At 39.6% G+C, this 19,575-nt stretch carries 14 protein-coding genes; 7 read left to right on the top strand and 7 right to left on the bottom strand.

All coding sequences use genetic code 11. The features are described from left to right. Window position 1: 1 nt before the first annotated feature. On the bottom strand, window positions 2-1,417 hold the full coding sequence (gene antA / locus RMA95_RS12940; protein ID WP_004701687.1) for an anthranilate 1,2-dioxygenase large subunit: 1,416 nt from the start codon (window positions 1,415-1,417) through the stop codon (window positions 2-4). Window positions 1,418-1,636: 219 nt separating this feature from the next. Between antA and RMA95_RS12935 the strand changes: the two genes are divergently transcribed. The 4 genes from RMA95_RS12935 to RMA95_RS12920 all read left to right on the top strand — a co-directional run bounded on the left by RMA95_RS12935 (window position 1,637) and on the right by RMA95_RS12920 (window position 4,266). Next, window positions 1,637-1,987 carry a LysR family transcriptional regulator gene (locus RMA95_RS12935; RefSeq protein ID WP_311071112.1) on the top strand — a complete coding sequence of 117 codons (351 nt, stop codon included), beginning with the start codon at window positions 1,637-1,639 and terminating at the stop codon, window positions 1,985-1,987. Window positions 1,988-2,166: 179 nt separating this feature from the next. After that, on the top strand, window positions 2,167-2,952 hold the full coding sequence (gene modA / locus RMA95_RS12930; RefSeq protein ID WP_240061125.1) for a molybdate ABC transporter substrate-binding protein: 786 nt from the start codon (window positions 2,167-2,169) through the stop codon (window positions 2,950-2,952). Beyond that, window positions 2,949-3,641, top strand: a complete 693-nt coding sequence (gene modB / locus RMA95_RS12925) for a molybdate ABC transporter permease subunit (protein WP_000971585.1) — start codon at window positions 2,949-2,951, stop codon at window positions 3,639-3,641. The genes modA and modB overlap by 4 nt, the downstream gene beginning before the upstream one ends. A 4-nt stretch (window positions 3,642-3,645) precedes the next feature. Next, window positions 3,646-4,266: an ATP-binding cassette domain-containing protein gene (locus RMA95_RS12920; protein ID WP_311071107.1), complete on the top strand. Its 621-nt coding sequence runs from the start codon at window positions 3,646-3,648 to the stop codon at window positions 4,264-4,266. Between the two features lie 46 nt (window positions 4,267-4,312). Here the strand turns inward: RMA95_RS12920 and RMA95_RS12915 are convergent, their stop codons facing one another. Together RMA95_RS12915 and RMA95_RS12910 are read right to left on the bottom strand one after the other, a co-directional pair. Continuing rightward, complete coding sequence (locus RMA95_RS12915; RefSeq protein ID WP_311071105.1) at window positions 4,313-5,932, bottom strand: PepSY-associated TM helix domain-containing protein; 1,620 nt, start codon at window positions 5,930-5,932, stop codon at window positions 4,313-4,315. Between the two features lie 2 nt (window positions 5,933-5,934). Next, complete coding sequence (locus RMA95_RS12910) at window positions 5,935-6,225, bottom strand: hypothetical protein (protein ID WP_311071103.1); 291 nt, start codon at window positions 6,223-6,225, stop codon at window positions 5,935-5,937. Between the two features lie 412 nt (window positions 6,226-6,637). On the opposite strand from RMA95_RS12910, the gene RMA95_RS12905 reads away from it, so the two are divergent. After that, entirely contained in the window at window positions 6,638-7,369 is a 732-nt protein-coding gene (locus RMA95_RS12905; protein WP_311071101.1) for a 4'-phosphopantetheinyl transferase superfamily protein, read from the top strand. A 41-nt stretch (window positions 7,370-7,410) separates the two neighbouring features. Here RMA95_RS12905 and entS read toward each other — a convergent pair whose 3' ends face one another. From entS to fes, 4 genes are read right to left on the bottom strand one after another with little or no spacing between them, the layout of a single operon-like run. Further along, window positions 7,411-8,661, bottom strand: coding sequence for an enterobactin transporter EntS (gene entS, locus RMA95_RS12900; RefSeq protein WP_311071099.1), 1,251 nt, complete (start codon window positions 8,659-8,661; stop codon window positions 7,411-7,413). Continuing rightward, complete coding sequence (locus RMA95_RS12895) at window positions 8,658-15,809, bottom strand: non-ribosomal peptide synthetase (protein ID WP_311071097.1); 7,152 nt, start codon at window positions 15,807-15,809, stop codon at window positions 8,658-8,660. The genes entS and RMA95_RS12895 overlap by 4 nt, the downstream gene beginning before the upstream one ends. A 12-nt stretch (window positions 15,810-15,821) precedes the next feature. Continuing rightward, the gene (locus tag RMA95_RS12890) at window positions 15,822-16,037 is read right to left on the bottom strand and encodes an MbtH family protein (RefSeq protein ID WP_005305165.1); all 216 of its coding nucleotides are present in this window, start codon (window positions 16,035-16,037) and stop codon (window positions 15,822-15,824) included. A gap of 29 nt (window positions 16,038-16,066) precedes the next feature. Next, window positions 16,067-17,266 carry an enterochelin esterase gene (gene fes, locus RMA95_RS12885; RefSeq protein WP_311071094.1) on the bottom strand — a complete coding sequence of 400 codons (1,200 nt, stop codon included), beginning with the start codon at window positions 17,264-17,266 and terminating at the stop codon, window positions 16,067-16,069. A 266-nt stretch (window positions 17,267-17,532) separates the two neighbouring features. On the opposite strand from fes, the gene RMA95_RS12880 reads away from it, so the two are divergent. Both RMA95_RS12880 and RMA95_RS12875 read left to right on the top strand, forming a co-directional pair. After that, window positions 17,533-18,303: an SDR family oxidoreductase gene (locus RMA95_RS12880; protein WP_151821873.1), complete on the top strand. Its 771-nt coding sequence runs from the start codon at window positions 17,533-17,535 to the stop codon at window positions 18,301-18,303. A gap of 44 nt (window positions 18,304-18,347) precedes the next feature. Then, window positions 18,348-19,571 carry an isochorismate synthase gene (locus tag RMA95_RS12875; RefSeq protein WP_311071091.1) on the top strand — a complete coding sequence of 408 codons (1,224 nt, stop codon included), beginning with the start codon at window positions 18,348-18,350 and terminating at the stop codon, window positions 19,569-19,571. The last annotated feature ends 4 nt before the right edge of the window (window positions 19,572-19,575 follow it).

Here is a 19,575-nt window from a genome sequence, read left to right as displayed (position 1 = left end):
GTTACACCTCATCCATTAGGGCATTGTTTTCAAAAGTAATATCCTGCATTTTTAATGCTTTCTTGTTTAAGCCGTCGAGCATTAGGCGTTGCCAATGTCCATGCTGGTTTACATAGAGTCCTTCATGGGTAAACTCTCGGCCAGTAATAACTGGTTGAATGCCTAAATCTTGTGAGTTTTTGGTCGCGCCATATTCCCAAGACTGACAGCCACGAGAAATATCGCTCCAACGTTCAAGTCGTGCCTGAAAACCTTTTTGCTGTTCACGGAATTCAACTAAATCGTCTGGTGTACCAAGACCTGATACGTTAAAGAAATCTTCAAACTGGCGAATACGGTTACGGCGTGCTTCAGCAGATTCACCTTTAACGCCAATACATTGACTAATGACTTCGGTTTTATTCCATGCCACAGGGCGAACAATACGAAGTTGTGAACTAATTTGGTCCATAAAAAATAGGCTAGGGTACAAGTTCAAGTTTCTTAAACGGTGCATTGCCCATTCAGCATATTTGTCACCATATTTTTCGACCATATATGGCATAACCGTGCTGTAGCCCGGACGAACAGTTGGGTTTGGCATGTCACTAAATAAAACACTATGACCATTTTTGAAGCTGAACCAGCCATCGTCAGTTTCTGAGTCACCGGCCCCTAACTTGCTATAGTCAAGCGTATCGAGTTCTTCACCTTTTGATGCATTGACTTGTTGGCGGTGTTGGACTGTAGAGACATAGTTATAGTGAACAGTACTTACATGGTAACCATCTAAGCCATTTTCATTTTGTAGCTTCCAGTTACCTGCAAATGTATAAGATGACTTGCCTTGAAGTACTTCGAGTTCACCTGTTGGCGACTGATTAACCATTAAATCAAGGAACAGTTTTGCATCGCCCAAAAAGTCTTCTAGAGAATCTGTTGCTTGAGTATCAAGGCTTACAAATACGAAACCACGGTAGCTGGCAATACGGCCTTGTTTTAAGCCACGGCTTGACTTATCAAAATCTTCACAATATTCACCAGGTGCTTTGACTTTCACCAAACGGCCATCTGACTTATAGCACCATGCATGGAACGGACATGTAAAGGTTGACTGGTTGCCTTTGGCAACACGTGTTAAGGTCGCTCCACGATGCTCACAAGCATTGACCATCGCGTGTAATTCGCCTTTACCATCACGGCTCACAATAATCGGTTGGCGACCAATTTGAACTGTTAGGAAATCATGATTGTTTGGAATCTCACTTTCGTGACATGCATAAATCCAAACCTTTTCAAAAATAAGTTCCATTTCCAAGTCAAATAGTTCAGGCTCAGTAAACATATTGCGTGCAATACGAAATACGCCATCGTTAGGACGGAAGTCGATACATCCATCTACAAAATCATTCCATTGTTTTAAATTAGATGAGGTCATTTGCTCAATCCTATTCATTCAGCTTTTAACTGATTGAACCGCGATTAGGCTTTGGCCTCTATCCGTTTTTTCCAGATCTTTATCCACTTTGTGCAGTTTTGATTTTTTAATAAGACTATTTTTAAGAGCTAATCGAGATTTAAATTTGTATATGTCTTAGCTTGTCAAACTTCCCTATAATGTTAACGAGCATAAAATAAACTTTTGTGAACTAAGTCTATGAAAGAACAAAACTTAAAATTACAGATTAGAATTTTTTTAGAGCAGAACATTGCGTTTGGTCCGGGTAAGGCAGACTTACTTGAAGCGATTGAGAAAACTGGTTCGATCTCACAAGCCGCAAAATCTATGAATATGAGCTACCGCCGTGCGTGGCAGTTGGTAGACACCATGAATCAGTGCTTTGAAACAGCTTTAGTTGAAACTCAAACAGGCGGAACACATGGTGGTGGGGCAGCCGTTACAGCTATAGGCCAAAAAGTCTTACAGCATTACCGACAAATGGAAATCAATGCTCGACAAGCCTTAGAACAGGACTATCAAATCATGAGTAGCTATTTAAAGAAATAAGATGAGAAATACTTTAAAATCAAAGAATTTAAGCGCGAATCAGTTTTATCTACCAATAGTTTTCAGTTGTTCAGAAAAAATATCCATCTTTATAAATAATTTCTACTTTTCATCGTCTATGCTTATCGCTATATTCTTGGGTATATATCGCTGCAAAAAACGACAAAAAGGTAAACATAATGGTAAGTGATACGAAGATAAAAAAGTTGGCTTTAGCCTGTTCGGTGCTCAGCATAGGCTTGGTCTTTAATGTTCCAGCCAAAGCTGAATCGGTTACCGTTTATGCAGCAGCGAGCTTAACCAATGCAATTAATGATTTAGAAAAAATTTATGAAAAACAAAATAAAGTAGAAGTTAAAACTTCATATGCAGGCTCATCGACATTAGCGAAACAAATTGAAGCTGGGGCACCAGCAGATATTTTTATTTCAGCAGATACCCAGTGGATGGATTATCTACAAAATAAAAAATTAGTTGCAACAAATGACCGTATAAATCTATTAGGCAACCGTCTGGTTTTAATTACCCCTAAAGGGCAGTCACTAAATGTAAAACTAGATAAAACAACCGATCCCAATAAAGTATTTACTGGCAAGATTTGTACAGGGGATACCAAAAGTGTGCCTGTAGGCAAATATGCTAAACAAGCATTTACCAATTTAGGTTGGTGGAGCCGTATTGAGCCAAAGTTAGTTGAAACAGAAGATGTTCGAGCGGCATTAAACTTTGTTGCGCGAGGTGAATGTCAGGTTGGGATTGTCTATGCAACCGATGCAGCGATTAGCAAAGACGTGAAGGTAGTAGGCGTATTTCCAGAAAATACACATTCACCAATTATTTATCCTATAGGGATAATTAAAAAGAACTCAAACTCAGCAAAGTTCTATCAATTTTTACAAAGTAATCAAGCCAAAGCAGTCTTTAAAAAGTATGGCTTTAGTGTGTTGGCTCCAGCAAAACCATGATGTTTTCTTTAACCCCAGAAGAACTCAGCGTGCTGCAACTTTCTTGTAAGGTTGCAGCAAGTTGTCTTGTGGTCAGCATTATTCCTGCAATTTGTGTGGGATGGTTTTTGGCACGAAAAGAGTTCTGGGGTAAGTCATTCATTGAAACTTTGGTGTTCTTACCTTTAGTGCTACCACCAGTTGTTCCTGGTTATTTGCTTTTACAGGTATTTGGGAGCCGCGGCATTATTGGGCAATATTTGGCGCCACTCGGAATTGATTTTGCATTTAACTGGAAAGGCGCCGTTCTTGCTTCAGCAGTGATGGGTTTCCCGCTATTGGTTCAATCTATTCGATTAGCAATTGAACTGGTTGATCAGCGTTTAGAAATGGCAGCAAAGACATTAGGTGCCTCATCTTTAGGGGCATTTTTTCATGTCACTTTGCCTCTTGCCAGCAGTGGTATTTTAATTGGTGCTATTTTGTGCTTTTGCCGCAGTTTAGGTGAGTTTGGTGCGACCATTACCTTTGTAGGTAATATTTCAAATGAGACACGCACTTTACCTTTGGCTATGTATAGCTTAATGCAACAGCCCGATACAGAGGCCGCTATTCAACGGCTTATAGTTTTATCGTTAAGTGTGGCTTTTTTAGCTCTATGGTTTGCACAGTGGTTTCATCGTTATCAAAAGAAGCGTTTAGGACGGTAAGGTTATGTTGATTGATTGCCGTTTTCAGCTACACATGGGTCAGTTTCATATTGAACCTAGTTTCCAGTCAGATGCTGCTGTTATTGGATTATTTGGTGCCTCTGGATCAGGTAAAACATCAATTCTACATGCCATTGCAGGACTGAACACACCGCGTAGTGGACTCATTAAGATACAGGACCAAACATGGTTTGATTCAAATCAAAACATTAACTTGAGCACCAAAAAGCGACATGTTGGATTGGTTTTTCAAGATGCTCAGCTTTTTCCGCATAAAACGGTAAAGCAAAATTTATTATTTGGTCTTAAGCACCTGTCCCAACAAGAACGTCACTTTGAAGCTGATTACATTATTGAATTATTAAAGTTAGGACACTTATTACAACGTATGCCCATTAAACTCTCAGGAGGGGAAAAACAGCGCGTGGCACTGGGTCGGGCATTGTTATATTCACCTAAGCTGTTACTACTAGATGAGCCTTTATCAGCATTAGATGCGAATCATAAAGCTGAAATTATTCCTTTTTTTCAGAAAGTAAAAGAGGAAATTAAAATTCCGATGATTTATGTAAGTCATGATATTCAAGAGATTAAACAACTGACCGAAACAATGTGGATTTTATAATTTTTCATATTTCACACATTATTTCAGTCTAGTTAGTTCATGGTTGTTAGCTAGCCCATAAACTACCCGTTGGTGCAGATTTTCGGCGATCTTGGGCTTGTTGATAAAAACGCCAGAAAGCGAAAGCAAAAATGATAGCTAAGAAATCAACCACTAAGAAATCAACCACTAAGATTTCTCCGCCATGTACCCATAAGCCACTTTGAGGAATGAAGTAGGCTAAAAGGGATGTAAGCGGAATCGCAAATAATACTAAAACTAGAGTTAACAGCAATTGTGGTAAAGCTTTTGCATAGCCAATCACAAAGGTATAAATCAAACTCAGTAGGAAAATCGCATAATAACCATACATGAAGAGGTGATTTATGCTTTCAATGTTAAGCGCTGCGAAGAGCCACCGACTAGCTAACATTATACCCACGACTGCTAAAACACACCCTAAACATGCACCTATCGTTAAGTTCGCAAGGAACACCACATCTTTACGTTGAACAGGAACAGGGTCTTCAGCACGCTTTTGTTTACGCGCACGAGTTTCAACCCAAAGGATGTTACCTGTATAAAACAAGAAAGCACCACCAACACCTAAAACAAAATAAATCCAACGTACGCCAGTACCACCAAAACTTCCAAAATGTAGGCTAAACATGGCGTTGATTAACTTATTTCCAGCATCAGTCTGTGTGTTAATGCCTTTATGGTTAAAGTGCTCAACTGCATAGGGGTTCATACGCATAAAGTCTTGATTTGCTCCACGTAACATCTGATCGGGACTATACAAGGCTATACGTGCATTGGCTTTTTCAGGTTTATCGAGGTTACTGAACTGGATATAGTCAACTGAATATTCAGGTGCTACTTTTTTTGTTTGAGCTAGTATTTGCTGTACATCAACCTGTGTTTGTTTAGGTTGAATAAGCGCAGGGGGAGAACGCTGAAAAACAGGCTGTCCTTTGAGTGCAAGCTGACCAATCGCATCGTAAAAAAAGTCATGAAAAGCAAAGACAATAACGCTAATGCTTATAATGATGTGAAAAGGTAAGCTGGTAATTCCAATCACGTTATGCGCATCTAACCAAAAACGCTTTTTATTTTTACCAGGGCGAATAACAAAGTAATCCTTTACCAAAGTTGGTAAAAGTATGATCACTCCTGAAAGCAGGGCAAGAAAATATAAAATAGAAACCACGCCCATCACATAGAGACCTAAACCGTGATGGCCTGCCATGCCCGGTATGCCTGCTGTTTCATGCAACTGTTCGATTAGCCAGCCTGCTTTAGATAAGTTTTCTTGAGCAACGATTAACTGACCTTTATCATCTAAGCTTGCCATCCACGTAGTCTGAGCCGCATTAAAGCCATCTCCACGTTCATGTTCACTCCAAGTAATGGGTGCATAGTGAAATTCATTGGACGCTAAGTTTAGTGTGAAGTTCTTTTGTGCAGCAGGATAGGCAGCCTGAACTTTTTGAATAAGTTCATTATATTGGTCGGGTGAGACTTTCGGTAAAACTTGCTGTGTTGGCGTAGCCCACTTACTAATATGGTGCTGAAACATGCTGAGCCCACCAGCAAAGAAACAGATAAAAAGCAAAATTCCTGCACATACACCCACCCAAGTATGCATGCTTTTTGCTAATTTCATGATGTCTGAACGTACTTTCATGTTTAACCCCGTAAGACAAAAATACAGCTATACGCTAGGGCATTGGCAATCAATAAATAGATAAGCGCTTTTCGTCCAGTCATAAAAAAATAACTGCCAAACATAATCGGCATCCAAACCCAAGGAACACTCCACATACCCACTTGCACCAATAAATCCATGGCAACATAAGGTTGGCCTAATAAAACAATCAAATTACCAATAGCGATAGAAAGACTTAGACCTAAAACACCACCAGCAAAAGTTTTACTCCACCAGTCTGGCTGGATCGGAGACTGAATTTTAGCTTTCATGAAACCAGTTTCCGTTTAAAAAGCGCCATAAAAGGAAGAAACGACCACGCAAAAATGATGAGCATAAACCAACAAAAAGCGGCAACCACTTTCGGTAAGCTTACAAAAAGTGCAATGAATCCAATACTTAATAGCACTAAACCCAAATACTTAAAGAAAGTAGGAAGATGTCGAGACAACAGATTTTGATTGCTATGACTACAATAGATACTGACCGCTCCCAACAGGGTCAAAAAAAGTCCTATAAGTTTCATAATCGATGTTTATAAGTAAATTAAAGTCAAAATTTATCCAATAGTATAAGTAAATAATAATTATTATCAAATGATAAATATAATTATTTATAAATTTGCAGTGAGTAAGTTAAGATAGAAGATAACTTATTAAAAATATTTATTTTGAAGTCGAATACGTGAGCAATTATCTATACATTCCTGAACAACTCAGTACATCAATTTATGAAATCTCGAGTCCTATTTTTCTTACATCAGAGCTATTGTGTTATGGGCTAGATTTATCACAAACAACGTATTTGCATATAGACCAACAATTAGAGCATCCCCTAAAAATTGCTCAAGCGTGTGTCGATCGTAAAAATGAGTACTTATGTGGCAGGGTCTTAGCTCAGGCAGTTTTAAATCATCATTTCGGTTTAGATCAGCCAATAACCTCGATGTACGAACCTTTGCCCATTTGGCCATCCCATGTTTTGGGTAGCATTAGTCATTCACAAAATAAGTTAATTGTTGCGCTATCTAGCCATGCGGTTTATTTGGGAATTGATATTGAGTACTGGGTGACCTCAGAATTTGCTCGAGAGAGCGCACATCTTGTTTTAACGCTATCTGAGTTTGATTTATGGAAAAATAAAGCGGCTAAATTTTTTGATTTTCCCCGCTATGTGAGCTTAATTTTTTCTATAAAAGAAAGTCTATATAAAGCGGTTTATCCCACTGCAAAGCAATATATTGATTTCTTAGAAGCATCTATCGTTGATATTAATTTTGAAAATCAAAAATTAACGCTAACTTTTTTGCCGGAAATTCAGCACCGCTATCAACTCTTAGAACGCTATAACGGTGGCTGGACCATAGAACAAGACCATATTATGACTTGGGTTTTTCAGGCACGTCATTCTGCTTAAAGCAAAGAAGGCAACGAATTGCCTTCTTTTTTATTTAGAGATTAATTTTCTTGTAATTTAGGATCTTGGAATCCAGTTTCACGCATATCTTGAGAGTTGAATAGGAACATAAAACCGACTGCAAAGCTTAATATGCCAAAGAAGAGGATACTTCCTGATATTGGTAAGAACCGAGTTAAAAGACCTAAAGTTGTGGTGGCAATCGAATCGCCTAACGCATCTTGTGCAAGCCAGATTGAATTAATACGCCCTAAATATTCATCAGGTGTATGTCCTTGTACAATGCTGTATTGAAGCAAGTTGGCAATCGACATCAAATATCCGAAAACACATAAAATTGGTAAAGTCACGATGAGCCAAGGTGAAATTCCAATCATAATCATGCAACTAAAAACACCTAAGCACGTATAGAGCATGACTAAGCCGGGTTTGAGTAACCTTGTTGTCCATCCACTGAGTAAGGCGCCTAAAGTCGAGCCTAAAGGCACGGCCGAATACATAAGTCCGAGTTCAAATGCGCCGCCGTGAAAAATTTCATCTGCCATTTGCGGAAAAATAATGCGAATAGCACTGCTAAAACTGAGCAATGTTCCAATTAAAATGGTACTACCGACTACTTTATTTTTAAAAACAAATTTAAACCCTTGAGCTAATTGGCGAAGAGGACTTTCGCCATTTGATGCATGTTGTGGTTTAAGCGCAGGTAGCCCCATCAATAAAAATACAGTAAGTAAAGTACCCACCGTTGAGACCCAATATACGGTTGCAACACCGCTAGCAGCAATTAATATACCGCCGATTGCAGGTGAAATAACGGTTGCAAGCCGTACGGATACCATACTGATCGCACGGGCTTGTACAATATTTTCGCGTCCTACAATCACAGGCATGATCGCCATCATTGCGGTTACGCCTAGTGCACCAAAGAAACCATCCCATGCCGATAAAAAATAAATCGCATAGAGCGAAGGGTGCTCAAACATGGCGTTGATGGCGAGGCCTGCAAAGCCTAAACCACACACACCACGAGCCAATAAAATTAGCCATTTTCGGTCTTTGCGATCTGACAGCAAACCACCAAGTAACAAGCCAATAAACATGGCAATGCCTTCAAAAGCCATTGCAACAGCAACGTTAAGCGAGTTCCCCGTAATGTCATAGACTTGTTTTGGAATAGCTACGACCAACATGCCAATCGTTAATAATGACAATGTGCGAGCAATAAATACATGTCGGAAATGAGCATTACGTTTTAAAAGACTAAAGTCGGTCAATATAGATTTGAAGCTCATGGCGTGTGCTCCTCTAAACCGCGTGCCTGACAAATCATACGGTTTAAAATCGGGCCAAGTGTTTCAAGCTGCTGCGGAGACAATATATCGGTATGGTCCGCTTCACTCAGTCGAACAATATTGAGTTTTTTAACTAAAGGTGACCATTGTTGTTCTGGTTGGATATACGGCAGCAAGTCTTTTTCAGCGACAACTAAGTGTAGTTCACCATTAAAGTGCGGCATCTTATACGGTTTTAATAAACGGACGGCATCGCGATAGTTTGCGAAAATATCCTCTTGTAAACGGCGGGTTTCTTCACTTAATGCCGTATCTGCATCGGCTAAAATATCATTGAAGAATTGAAGCTGTTCTTGTTCAGCTTCAGCATTCATTTCCTCTATCGACAAATCTAACCATTGATGAATTTCAGCAGGGTAAGTGTCTAACAAGCCGAGATAATCAACTTTTTCACCTTGTTCAGTGAGCTTCGCTGCAACTGCATAAGCCACAGTGCCACCAAGTGAATAACCTAGTAACGTATAAGGTCCTGTTGGTTGTTGCTTACGCATAATCTCAAGTTGTTTTTCAACCAATTCGGTCATATCAGTACTATTTGCCAATAGGCCATCTGGTCGAGGTGACTGCAATCCAATAATAGGCAAATCAGAATGTAAATAACGATTCAGCACCGTATATTGCCATGCCGAACCAGAACCGGGGTAGAAACAGAACAATGGATGCCCAGAGCCAGAACGGATGGGTAAAATTGGTTGCATGCCAGTTTGTTCAACTTCTGCCAAACGTTCTTGTGTAAGAAGTAAAGCCGCTAAACGTTGAATCGTGACATGACTCATCAATTGGCCAATTGGAATGGTCCGCTTAAATACTTTTCGGATTTCAATTGCAAGCTTCATCACCAAAATGGAATGTCCCCCAATCGCAAAGAAATCTTCGTTCACACCAATATTTAGATCTGTATTTAAAACTTGCTGGACAATTCGTGTCAGTTCATGTTCAAAAGCAGTGGTGGCGTACTGTTTTTCTGTATTTGAAGGAGTAAGGTGTGGTTGCGGCAGTGCTTTACGGTCCAGCTTACCATTATGGCTTAATGGGAATTGCTCGACCAACATATAGTGTGTTGGCACCATATATGCAGGAAGCTGTTTTGCTAATTGTTTCTTCAGCTGCTCAATGTCCACAGGTGCTGTTGTTTGCAAGTAAGCGACCAATTGAACATCTGCTTTACTTTGCTCAGAAGAGATAGCATGTACAACCACATCAAGACCACTGAGTAAGCGTAATTGCTGTTCAATTTCACCCAATTCAATACGTTGCCCACGTATCTTTAACTGGTCATCAGCACGGCCCACATATTGAATACTGCCGTCTGCATGCCAACGGGCAATATCACCAGTGCGGTACATGCGTTGACCTGCTGCAAATGGGTTAGCCACAAAACGTGTTGACGTTAAGTCTGCTCGATGTAAATAACCCATGGCCAATTGATGACCTGCTAAATAAAGCTCACCGTCCACTCCAACAGGAACAGGGCGTAAGTATTGGTCTAAAATATAAAGCTGGGTATTCCAGACTGGATAACCAATAGCAATACTGTTTTCGTTAGAGTCTAATTCTTGAGTTACATCCATATAACTCACATCTACCCCAGCTTCTGTTGGGCCATATAAGTTATGCAATTCACACTTAAAGTGCTCAGTAAATGATTTTGCTAAAGCCGTTGGTAACGCCTCACCACTACAAAACACTCGGCGGATTGGCAAACTTTGACGCTGAGCAGATGACAAAATTTCGGTAGCAGCATTTTCAAAAATAGCCAACATTGAAGGGACAAAATGTAATGTTGTTACATGATATTTTTGAATGAGGCTTAATAATGCCAATGGGTCACGGTGTGCATCTACAGGTGCCATAACCAATCGTGCACCTACTAAATATGACCAGAAAAACTCCCATACTGAAACATCGAAAGTACAAGGCGTTTTTTGCAAAATCGTATCGTTGGCTGATAGTGGATACTCTGATTGCATCCATAAAATACGGTTCACAATGGCTTGGTGAGAAACCATGACACCTTTTGGTTGGCCTGTTGTACCCGATGTATAGATTAAATATGCCGGATGCTGTGGGGTAATCACTGTCGTTTTATAGCTACTTAAATCAACCTTTGTTTCATCAAACAATTCATTAAAAGCAAAGGTGGCTATTGATTGAGGGGCAATAGCAGCCAGATCTTTTTGTTCACCAATCACAAGTTTAGATTTGGCATCCTGCAACATAAATTTGATGCGTTCAGACGGATGTTGTAAATCAATAGGTAAATAAGCTGCACCTGCTTCAATCACCGCTAAAATAGCAATACTGAGTTTGATTGATCTTGGCAGGGCAACGGCAACTATGTCTCCAGCCTGCACGCCCATTTTTTGCAATTGCTGAGCTAAAGCACAAACTTGAAAACGTACGTCACTAAAACTGAGCTGATGATTTTCATCAGATAATACCGTTTGTTCAGGCGTAATTCGAGCTTGTTCTCTGAGTAATTGCTGTAATGTGCTCTGGCGAACATCATGTTGAGTTTGATTAACTTTCTGGATTAAATCACGCTCTCCAGCAAGTTGTAAGCGATAGTGACCTAGAGAAGTCTCTGGTTCATTTAATGCAATTTCAATCAATTGAACCATTCGCTCTAAGAAGTGTTCAGGCTGATCAATTACACCACGCTGTTCGAGTAATAGCTCAATTTGATGATCAGGAATAACCAGCAAAGCAAGCGGATAATGGCTATAACCGCGATTTGTAAGTTTGGAAATCGCAGCATCCCCAAGTTTTTGCTGTAAATACTGATTATCAGGATAGTTTTCTACGACTAGCAAACTATCGAAAAGATTACCTTGTCCGACTAATTGCTGAATTTCACCCAGACCCAAACCATCATGCTCTAAATGTTCAACATGTAATTGTTGTAACTGAGCCAATTGTTCCCAAAGTGTTTGCTGCATGTTGAGCTTTACACGTACCGGAATCGTATTTAAAAACAATCCGATCTGCTGCTCTAAGCCATTGATAGGTGCTGAACGTCCAGAAACAGGGGTACCAAATACAATATCTTCACGGTGAGCATAAATATTTAAAGTCATTGCCCAAATCATTTGCATGAAGACATTGAGCGTGATGCCTTGCTGGCGTAATTTGTGTTGAAGTTTCGCACCCAACTCAGCACTTAAACGATATGAAGTTTCTTGTACAGCTTGCTGTGCTTGATTAAATAAAATAAGTGGCTGTAAATCAGCTAAATCACGTTGCCATATAGCTTTTGACGTTTCATGATCACGCCCAGATAAAGCTTTAATCACCGTTTCATAACTATGTTCAAGCACTGGCAGTGGTTGGTTAGTTTGCTGATAGGCTTTAATAAAGTCTTGTAAAAATAGTGGAGTTGACCAACCATCTGTTAAAAGGTGATGCACCATAATCAATAATTCTGACTGTTCTGGAGCATGTTGAATTAAGGTTGCCCGAATTAAGCCGTAGGGGTGGTCGAGATGAATCGGTTGCTGCAATGCTTCTTGAATGGTTTGCTCAAGCAAATCGGGAGTGACTGAGCAAAACTGAACTGGCCAAGCTTGAGTAGGATGTAGTGAATAGATAAAAACAGGTTCTTCAGCTAATTCACTATCAAAATGCCCACCTAGTTGCGGGTGACGTTTTAATACGGTAATCAACGCTTGCTGTAAACGTACTGGATCAATGTCGCCATTTAAACTAAGACGAGTAAAGGCATTATAGTTCGATTGATTTTCTACTTGAGATAAGAACAGCATGCCTTTTTGCAAAGGAAGCAAAGGTAAAATCGTGCTGTTTTTTCCATATTTTTCTTGAACTTTTTGTTCTAGATCTACTGAAAATAAAGGTTTTGAAACAGCCGCTTGTTGTTCATCTAAACAGGTGAGTTGCGGTGCCATAGCGGCGACTGTTTTAAATTGGAATACGTCACTTGGTCTTAAGCCGTAACCACGTTGGCGCAATTGAGTACAAAGCATAATGGCAGAAATACTATCGCCACCTGTCATAAAGAAGTCGTCATCAATTCCAATTGCGTCAAGCTTAAGAACAGATGCAGTAATTTGACATAAAAGTTGTTGTTCAGGCGTTTCGGCCATTCGGCTATGGGTACGAATTTGAGGCTTTGGCAGTGCCTTTTTATCGACTTTGCCACTTACATTTCGTGGAAATTCGGACATAACAGTCAGGGCAGATGGCACCATATATTCAGGCAGGTTTTGACGTAACTGACTTAAATATTGCTGACTTAATTGCTCACTGGTTTTTTCATCAAGTTCAATGTCTTTGACCACACAATAACCGAGTAAACGATGACTGTTATTAATCGGTTCTGCAATCACGACTGCACTTTCAACATTGGCTAAAATTGAAAGTGCATTTTCAACTTCACCGATCTCAACTCGATAACCACGAATTTTAATCTGATCATCACAGCGTCCCATAAATTCAAGTTTACCCGCGCTATTCCAGCGGACTAAATCACCTGTACGGTACATGCGCTGTCCATGTTCAAATGGATTCGCTACAAAGCGGGCAGCACTTAAGTCAGCGCGACCTAAATAACCATTGGCAATCCCAAAACCAGAAATATAAAGCTCACCAATCACGCCAGTCGGGCATCGTTGCAAATGACGATCTAATACATAGGCCTGTGTATTGCCAATAGGGTTACCAATGACAGGGCGAGCTGTCTGTTTTAATTCTGCTCGGAAAGTATCAACCGTATATTCGGTTGGGCCATACAAATTATGAGCAAAAAGTGCTGGCTGAGCATTGAGCTGTTGCCATAAAGCTAACGGTGCAGCTTCACCACCAATCAAAATAAGACTTGGATGATGCTGATTTTCAGCAAATAAGCCGTTTGTCATCATTTGCGCACAAAAAGATGGAGGCAAATCAAGTGTATCGATTTGTCGTTGTTGAATTTCTTGCACTAAGCCAAAAGCATCACGACGCATGTTTTCATCAAAAATATGTAGCTCTTGGCCCCATAACATCCAGAAAACTTGTAACCAAGATGAGTCAAACGAGAAAGAGTGTGTATGCGCTGCACGTAACGGACGCTCAGGGAAACGCTCATTTACAGCTTCTAATACAGGCCAGTAAATGGTTGGTTTATGTGACAAAATGAGGTTGAGTAAAGAACCATGTGTGTTCATTACCCCCTTAGGACGGCCAGTACTACCTGAGGTAAAAATTACATAAGCGACGTCTTGGAAATCAAATTTACGATTTTCGGCAGGAATATCACTCGCATCTTGCTTTCGAATCTGTGTTTGGATGTCTTCATGATCAAGATATAACTGCTGAATATTTTGTGGTAGTTGCTGTGCAAGAGCTTGTGTGGTTAATACAAATAATGGATTTGCATCTTCACACATCATTTGCATACGATCGATTGGATAATCTAAATCGAGAGGTAAGAAACTCGCACCAGAGTTTAATACGGATAACATCACCACAACTGAGTCAATCGAACGAGGAATAGCTCCAGCAATGATCGTTTGCTTTTTGGCTCCATTTTCTTGTAAAAAACGAGTGAGTTGATTCACTTGTACTGCAAGCTCAGCAAAACTAAGATGTTGAAGATTTGGACGTTCGCCACTCACAATTGCGGTACGTTCGGGATAGTTTTTAATTTGCTCATAAAAAATATCTAAAACATTATTATATTGTTCAGGATGGCTAACACGTGGACCAATACCACTTTGAGTTAGGGCAGCAAGCTCTTGTGGTGTCGTAATATTAAAATTGCTACATGCCTGTTCTGGACGAATTAGAGCTTGTTCAAGCAATAAAGTTAAGCGTTGACCATGGTTAAATAGTTCATCTTGTGTATAACGCTGCGAATCTGCACGTAGTTCGATAATGAGTTCTTGGTCTTGAACAATAAAAGAAAACTCAAAATCATCAATTGGCCCTGTAGAAATATGGTGTGTTTTGACCTTTTCACCGTCTAACACCAAATCTTGATCAAAAGCTTTATAGTTTAAAATAGGACCGTACATTCGTTCATGAATATCGATACTATTTAAATCTCTTAAAATTTGTTCAGCATCGTATTTCTGATGTGGACGAATTTGTCGTAATTGCTCTTGTACATGTTGAGCCAAGCTTACCCAACTGTCTTTTTCAGCAACTTTAAACTTCACAGGCAACACATTTACCGTCGGTAAGGTTGAGCGAATCGCCTTTGAACCTAAACGACGCATAAATGGAATACCGTTAACTAAATCGGCTTTATCTGTCATTTTGTAAATATAATGTAATGACAATGACATCATCATATCATTCAAAGCTAATTTAGATTGCGCAGCTAAAGCTTGAATCTGCTCTAAAATTCCTGTCGAAAAACGCAGCTGATGCTTAATAAATGTCGCTGTGGTTTTTGCCGCTAAATGATGTGAACTTAAACTAACTGGACTAGGTAAATCTTCACAATATGCCTTCCAGAAAGCTTGGTCTATTTTAAATTGATGGCTATTTTCATAAGCCTGACGTTCCGAAATAACATCATTAACGCCAATGAACGGAGAAATCGAAAGGTCTTTTTCTTCTTGTAATTGTTGATAGAGTTCAACAATACGTTTGGTCAGGTTAATCATGCTAAAACCATCAAGCATGATGTGGTGATAGCGTTGATACCAATACACTTTATCATGCGTCGTAAATAACACCTGACGAAACAGTTGAGATTCACCCGTTTTAAGTGATTTAGCACATTGACGATCTGATGGCATCCAGTCCCATAAACGCTGCTGAGCTTTTTTAGGCGTTAAATGACAAAAATCAAATTCTTCAATTTGAAACTGAACTTGGTTATTAAGTTCAATAAACGGTTGAGATGGGTCAGATGAATACGAAGCAATGACCGTGTCGGCTTCATTTAAGCCGATCTGAATTGCTTTTTTAAACGTTGGGATATCGACAGTTTTTGGTAGTTCCAAACAATGTGCAATGGTATATAAATCTTCAATTGAACTTAAATGATCGGCAAGGAAAATGCCGAGCTGAGTAGATGCCAATTCAAAACGAGCTGGTTGAGAAAGGTCCGGAGTAAATTCATTATTTAATGCCTGATTCATGACAATACTCCTTTACGCTTGTTGAAAGGGGTTAATTGCAAGCCAGTGCTTTTCTACATATGCGATACACGAAGCCCGTGTATCAGGTCCATGCTGAATATCCCACCCCGATGGCACCTGATGTTGAGCAGGCCATAAACTGAACTCACCTTGTTGATTTTTTAAAACCTGAAAAGACAAACTTTCGTTATCGAAAGGATTAATATAGTTTTCCTGTAAGTTGCTCATGATATTGTTATCCTTGATGAAACAAATGGTTATAGTGAAAGAGTTTTTTGCAATGCCTTAAGCAAGTCAGTACGCCAGTTCACGGCATCATGTCCGCCCTGAAAAGTGTGAAAACTCACTTGATTGAATGATTGCAATTGTTGATAAAGCTGAAGGGCATCGTCCCGCATATCGGTTTCATACGTGCCGGCACTGATATAAATTTGAGTTGTTTTTGATAATTGATGAGATAGGTTTTGAAGCAGTTCTAAAATATTACCTTTGTGTTTTTGCCCTAAAATACTGTTTGAAAAATCTGACCACCAATAAGATCCAGATTGCAAAATCAGGGAAGTAAAAATGGTCGGAAACAGCAAAGCGCTATGTAAAGTGCATAATCCACCTAAACTTTGACCACATAATGTAATGTCTGTTTTAGAAATAAAGGAATATTCTTTTAAGAGTATTTCAATGAGTTCATCAACCAACGCCCGACTAAATGCATCATGGCAGCCATAATCTTGTTGGCGTTGTTGACTATTTAAACTATGAACAAAAACATAAACTGCTGGACGAATCTTATTTGAATCAGTCAAATGCTGAATTTCGGGAATAATCGAAAGTTCTCGGCTCCAGATTTGGCCATCAAGCAATATGACGAGTGGCAAGTCTTCTTGAGTTGATTGATGACTAATAAAAACGTCAACTAAATAGTCCTGTTGGCATAAGAGACTTGACCATTGAAATGTTTTTGTAATTGGGCAATCGTCTATGAAAGCTTTTGTGTTTTCGAGTTGAATTTGATTGATGTATCGGGCCAGATGTCCCGTATAAAACTCATGTTGATTAAATGAGTCAATTTGAGCATTTTGTTTAAGCTCCTTTTGCCACCATAAGCGTCGTGTTGCCGCACAATCTGTTTCTGGCGCTTCTTCACTAGCAGTAACTACAACATAACTACCAGTCCAAGCTAAGGGCAGCTCTATTTCAAAGAAGTACACATCTGTCCCAGCTATATGGCTAAAACGATTCCACTTTTGATAGATAGAAGGGCTTTGTGAATAGATATCAATATAGACAAAGATACTTTCTCTAGGCTCAGGACCACGCCAAACAAAGGTACAGAGCGCTTTATTTTTTTGTAGGTTAACTAGCGGACTACCTATTTTTTTAACGGTATTCCACCAGACCTCACTCCCAACATTGAGTTGTTGAAATAGGGGATGTAAGGGATGAGAAAATGGCTTCATTTTGAGTCCATCTCGACAAGAAAGCGCGGTCAAATTAACAAAATGATTCTCATTAGTAAATGAAAACAATTATCATTATAATCAATAAAAAAAGATGCGTTTTATTAAAATTTTTAAAAATCAATGAAATAGGTCGAAATGTTGGTTAATAAATAACTTGATTTAGATTGTAATCTTATGTTTGATATTTATCGCACTTGATAATAATGATAATTATTTGCAATTATGTGGCGGAATTTACTATTCGAGTCAAACTGGAGTAAAACATGAGCTCTACCATCGTAGTCACAGGTGCTGCAAGAGGTATTGGAGCTGCTATTGCAAAAAAATTATTGCAGCAAGGGTATCAAGTGATCGGCATCGACCGACAGGAAAATCCTGAACAATGGGAAATCACACAAAAGATAGAAAGCAGTGAAATATCGCGTTGGCAAGGCTTTCAGCAAGATATTACTGATCAAGAAACAACAGCGAAGCTCATTACAGATATTTTAAACAAACATAGCGTAACGGGTTTAGTGAATGCGGCGGGCGTTTTGATTATGCGTTCTATGCTTGAGGCAAAAACAGAAGACTGGCAAACACTTTTCGCTGTAAATGTCATGGCACCCATCGCAATAAGTCAACAACTTGCCAAGCACTTTTGTGAAAAAAAGCAGGGAAGTATTGTCACGATTAGCTCGAACAGTTCACGTATGCCACGTATACAACTTGGCATGTATGCAACGAGTAAAGCTGCGCTGAGCCATTACTGCCGTAATCTTGCGCTTGAAATCGCACCTCACCAAGTAAGGCTTAATATTGTTTCGCCAGGCTCTACGCTAACTCAAATGCAGCAGCAGCTTTGGACAGACAATTCACCTCCGCCTGCGGTAATCGATGGAGATTTAAGCCAATACCGTACAGGCATTCCCTTAAGAAAATTAGCCCAGCCTGAAGATATTGCGAATACGGTTAGCTTTTTACTTTCTGATCATGCTGCACAAATTACCATGCAAGAAATTGTGGTTGATGGAGGAGCCACTTTAGGCGTTTAAACATTCATTCATTACAACAAAATAATTGTATAAGGAGTTGCGAGATGTCGGCACAGCATCCGTATTTTATCCAACGAGAAAATTTTACTGAAAGCAGAATTACACTCGCAAAAGAAGTTTTAAATTGCACTGATAACGCTGGTTTTATATTTACGACTCCTGAATACATCATATCGAGTCATCAAAAACTTAAAGATATTGAGGTTACAAAAGACACTCAGTTAAAAGAGTGGCTAAACGAAGCCCGTTTACAATTACAACAAGCAATTGCAGATGGTTATAGCGATGCCAAGGTTATGGGTGGGTTGCCATTTAGTTCATCGGCAGATGTTAATTTAATGCTGATGCAAGATGCCAAGGTTTACCAGAAAGCTTTATTTTCACAAACCGATATTAATCTTGATGACTTAATCTTAAAGCAGGCCGATTATTTACCTTCAGGCGAACACTATCAACAGCAGGTTGAATATTTAGTACAACAAATGCAGGCTCAAAAGCTAAATAAAGCAGTACTTGCTCGTATTTTACAACTTGAATTTGAAGAGAATCTTCCAATCTCAGATGTATTTTATAACTTGGCCAAGCATAATCCTGAAGGATATAACTATGCAGTCGCAAGATACCCTCAAAGCGAAGGTTGGTTTGTTGGTGCAAGTCCTGAACTTTTAATTGCAAAGCAAAATAATAAAATCTGGAGTAAACCTGTTGCGGGCACATTAGCACGCGATGATGATCCGATTATTGACCAAAATAATGCCAGAGCATTACTAGCTTCACAAAAAGATCAACATGAGCATGCTCTTGTCATCGAAATGATTGCTGATGAACTCACGCCTTTCTGCAAGCAACTGCATGTGCCCAAACAGCCTTCACTTATTCGCACCAAACGTCTTTGGCACTTGGCCTCACACATTACGGGTGAGCTTAAGCAAGCCGATACTCATGTTTTTGACTTAATTGAACGTCTACATCCGACACCGGCAATTTGTGGTGAGCCAAGCTCTGTAGCAAAAAATTTGATTCAACAACTTGAACCATTTAACCGTGAACTATTCGCCGGAACCATGGGTTGGGCCGATGCCGAAGGTAATGGTGAATGGTCGGTGACTGTTCGCTGTGCTCGTATTTATCAAAATATTGCCCGTTTATTTGCCGGTGCAGGAATTGTGGAAGCTTCTCGTCCACAAGCTGAACATGCCGAAACTGCTGCAAAGTTCCGTACTGTACTTGATGGCTTGCACATTTCACCAGACCAATTACCACGATAAGGAA

Origin of the sequence: Acinetobacter sp. V110_1 (genome assembly GCF_031798975.1) — a bacterium.
In the GTDB taxonomy this organism is placed as follows: Bacteria; Pseudomonadota; Gammaproteobacteria; order Pseudomonadales; family Moraxellaceae; genus Acinetobacter; species Acinetobacter nosocomialis_A.
This window is presented reverse-complemented; position numbering and strand designations above follow the sequence as displayed.

Coding starts and splice junctions, on each gene's coding strand:
- antA (WP_004701687.1), bottom strand. CDS start 1,417: ATGACCTCATCTAATTTAAAACAATGGAATGATTTTGTAGATGGATGT.
- RMA95_RS12935 (WP_311071112.1), top strand. CDS start 1,637: ATGAAAGAACAAAACTTAAAATTACAGATTAGAATTTTTTTAGAGCAG.
- modA (WP_240061125.1), top strand. CDS start 2,167: ATGGTAAGTGATACGAAGATAAAAAAGTTGGCTTTAGCCTGTTCGGTG.
- modB (WP_000971585.1), top strand. CDS start 2,949: ATGATGTTTTCTTTAACCCCAGAAGAACTCAGCGTGCTGCAACTTTCT.
- RMA95_RS12920 (WP_311071107.1), top strand. CDS start 3,646: ATGTTGATTGATTGCCGTTTTCAGCTACACATGGGTCAGTTTCATATT.
- RMA95_RS12915 (WP_311071105.1), bottom strand. CDS start 5,932: ATGAAAGTACGTTCAGACATCATGAAATTAGCAAAAAGCATGCATACT.
- RMA95_RS12910 (WP_311071103.1), bottom strand. CDS start 6,225: ATGAAAGCTAAAATTCAGTCTCCGATCCAGCCAGACTGGTGGAGTAAA.
- entS (WP_311071099.1), bottom strand. CDS start 8,661: ATGAGCTTCAAATCTATATTGACCGACTTTAGTCTTTTAAAACGTAAT.
- RMA95_RS12895 (WP_311071097.1), bottom strand. CDS start 15,809: ATGAATCAGGCATTAAATAATGAATTTACTCCGGACCTTTCTCAACCA.
- RMA95_RS12890 (WP_005305165.1), bottom strand. CDS start 16,037: ATGAGCAACTTACAGGAAAACTATATTAATCCTTTCGATAACGAAAGT.
- fes (WP_311071094.1), bottom strand. CDS start 17,266: ATGAAGCCATTTTCTCATCCCTTACATCCCCTATTTCAACAACTCAAT.
- RMA95_RS12880 (WP_151821873.1), top strand. CDS start 17,533: ATGAGCTCTACCATCGTAGTCACAGGTGCTGCAAGAGGTATTGGAGCT.
- RMA95_RS12875 (WP_311071091.1), top strand. CDS start 18,348: ATGTCGGCACAGCATCCGTATTTTATCCAACGAGAAAATTTTACTGAA.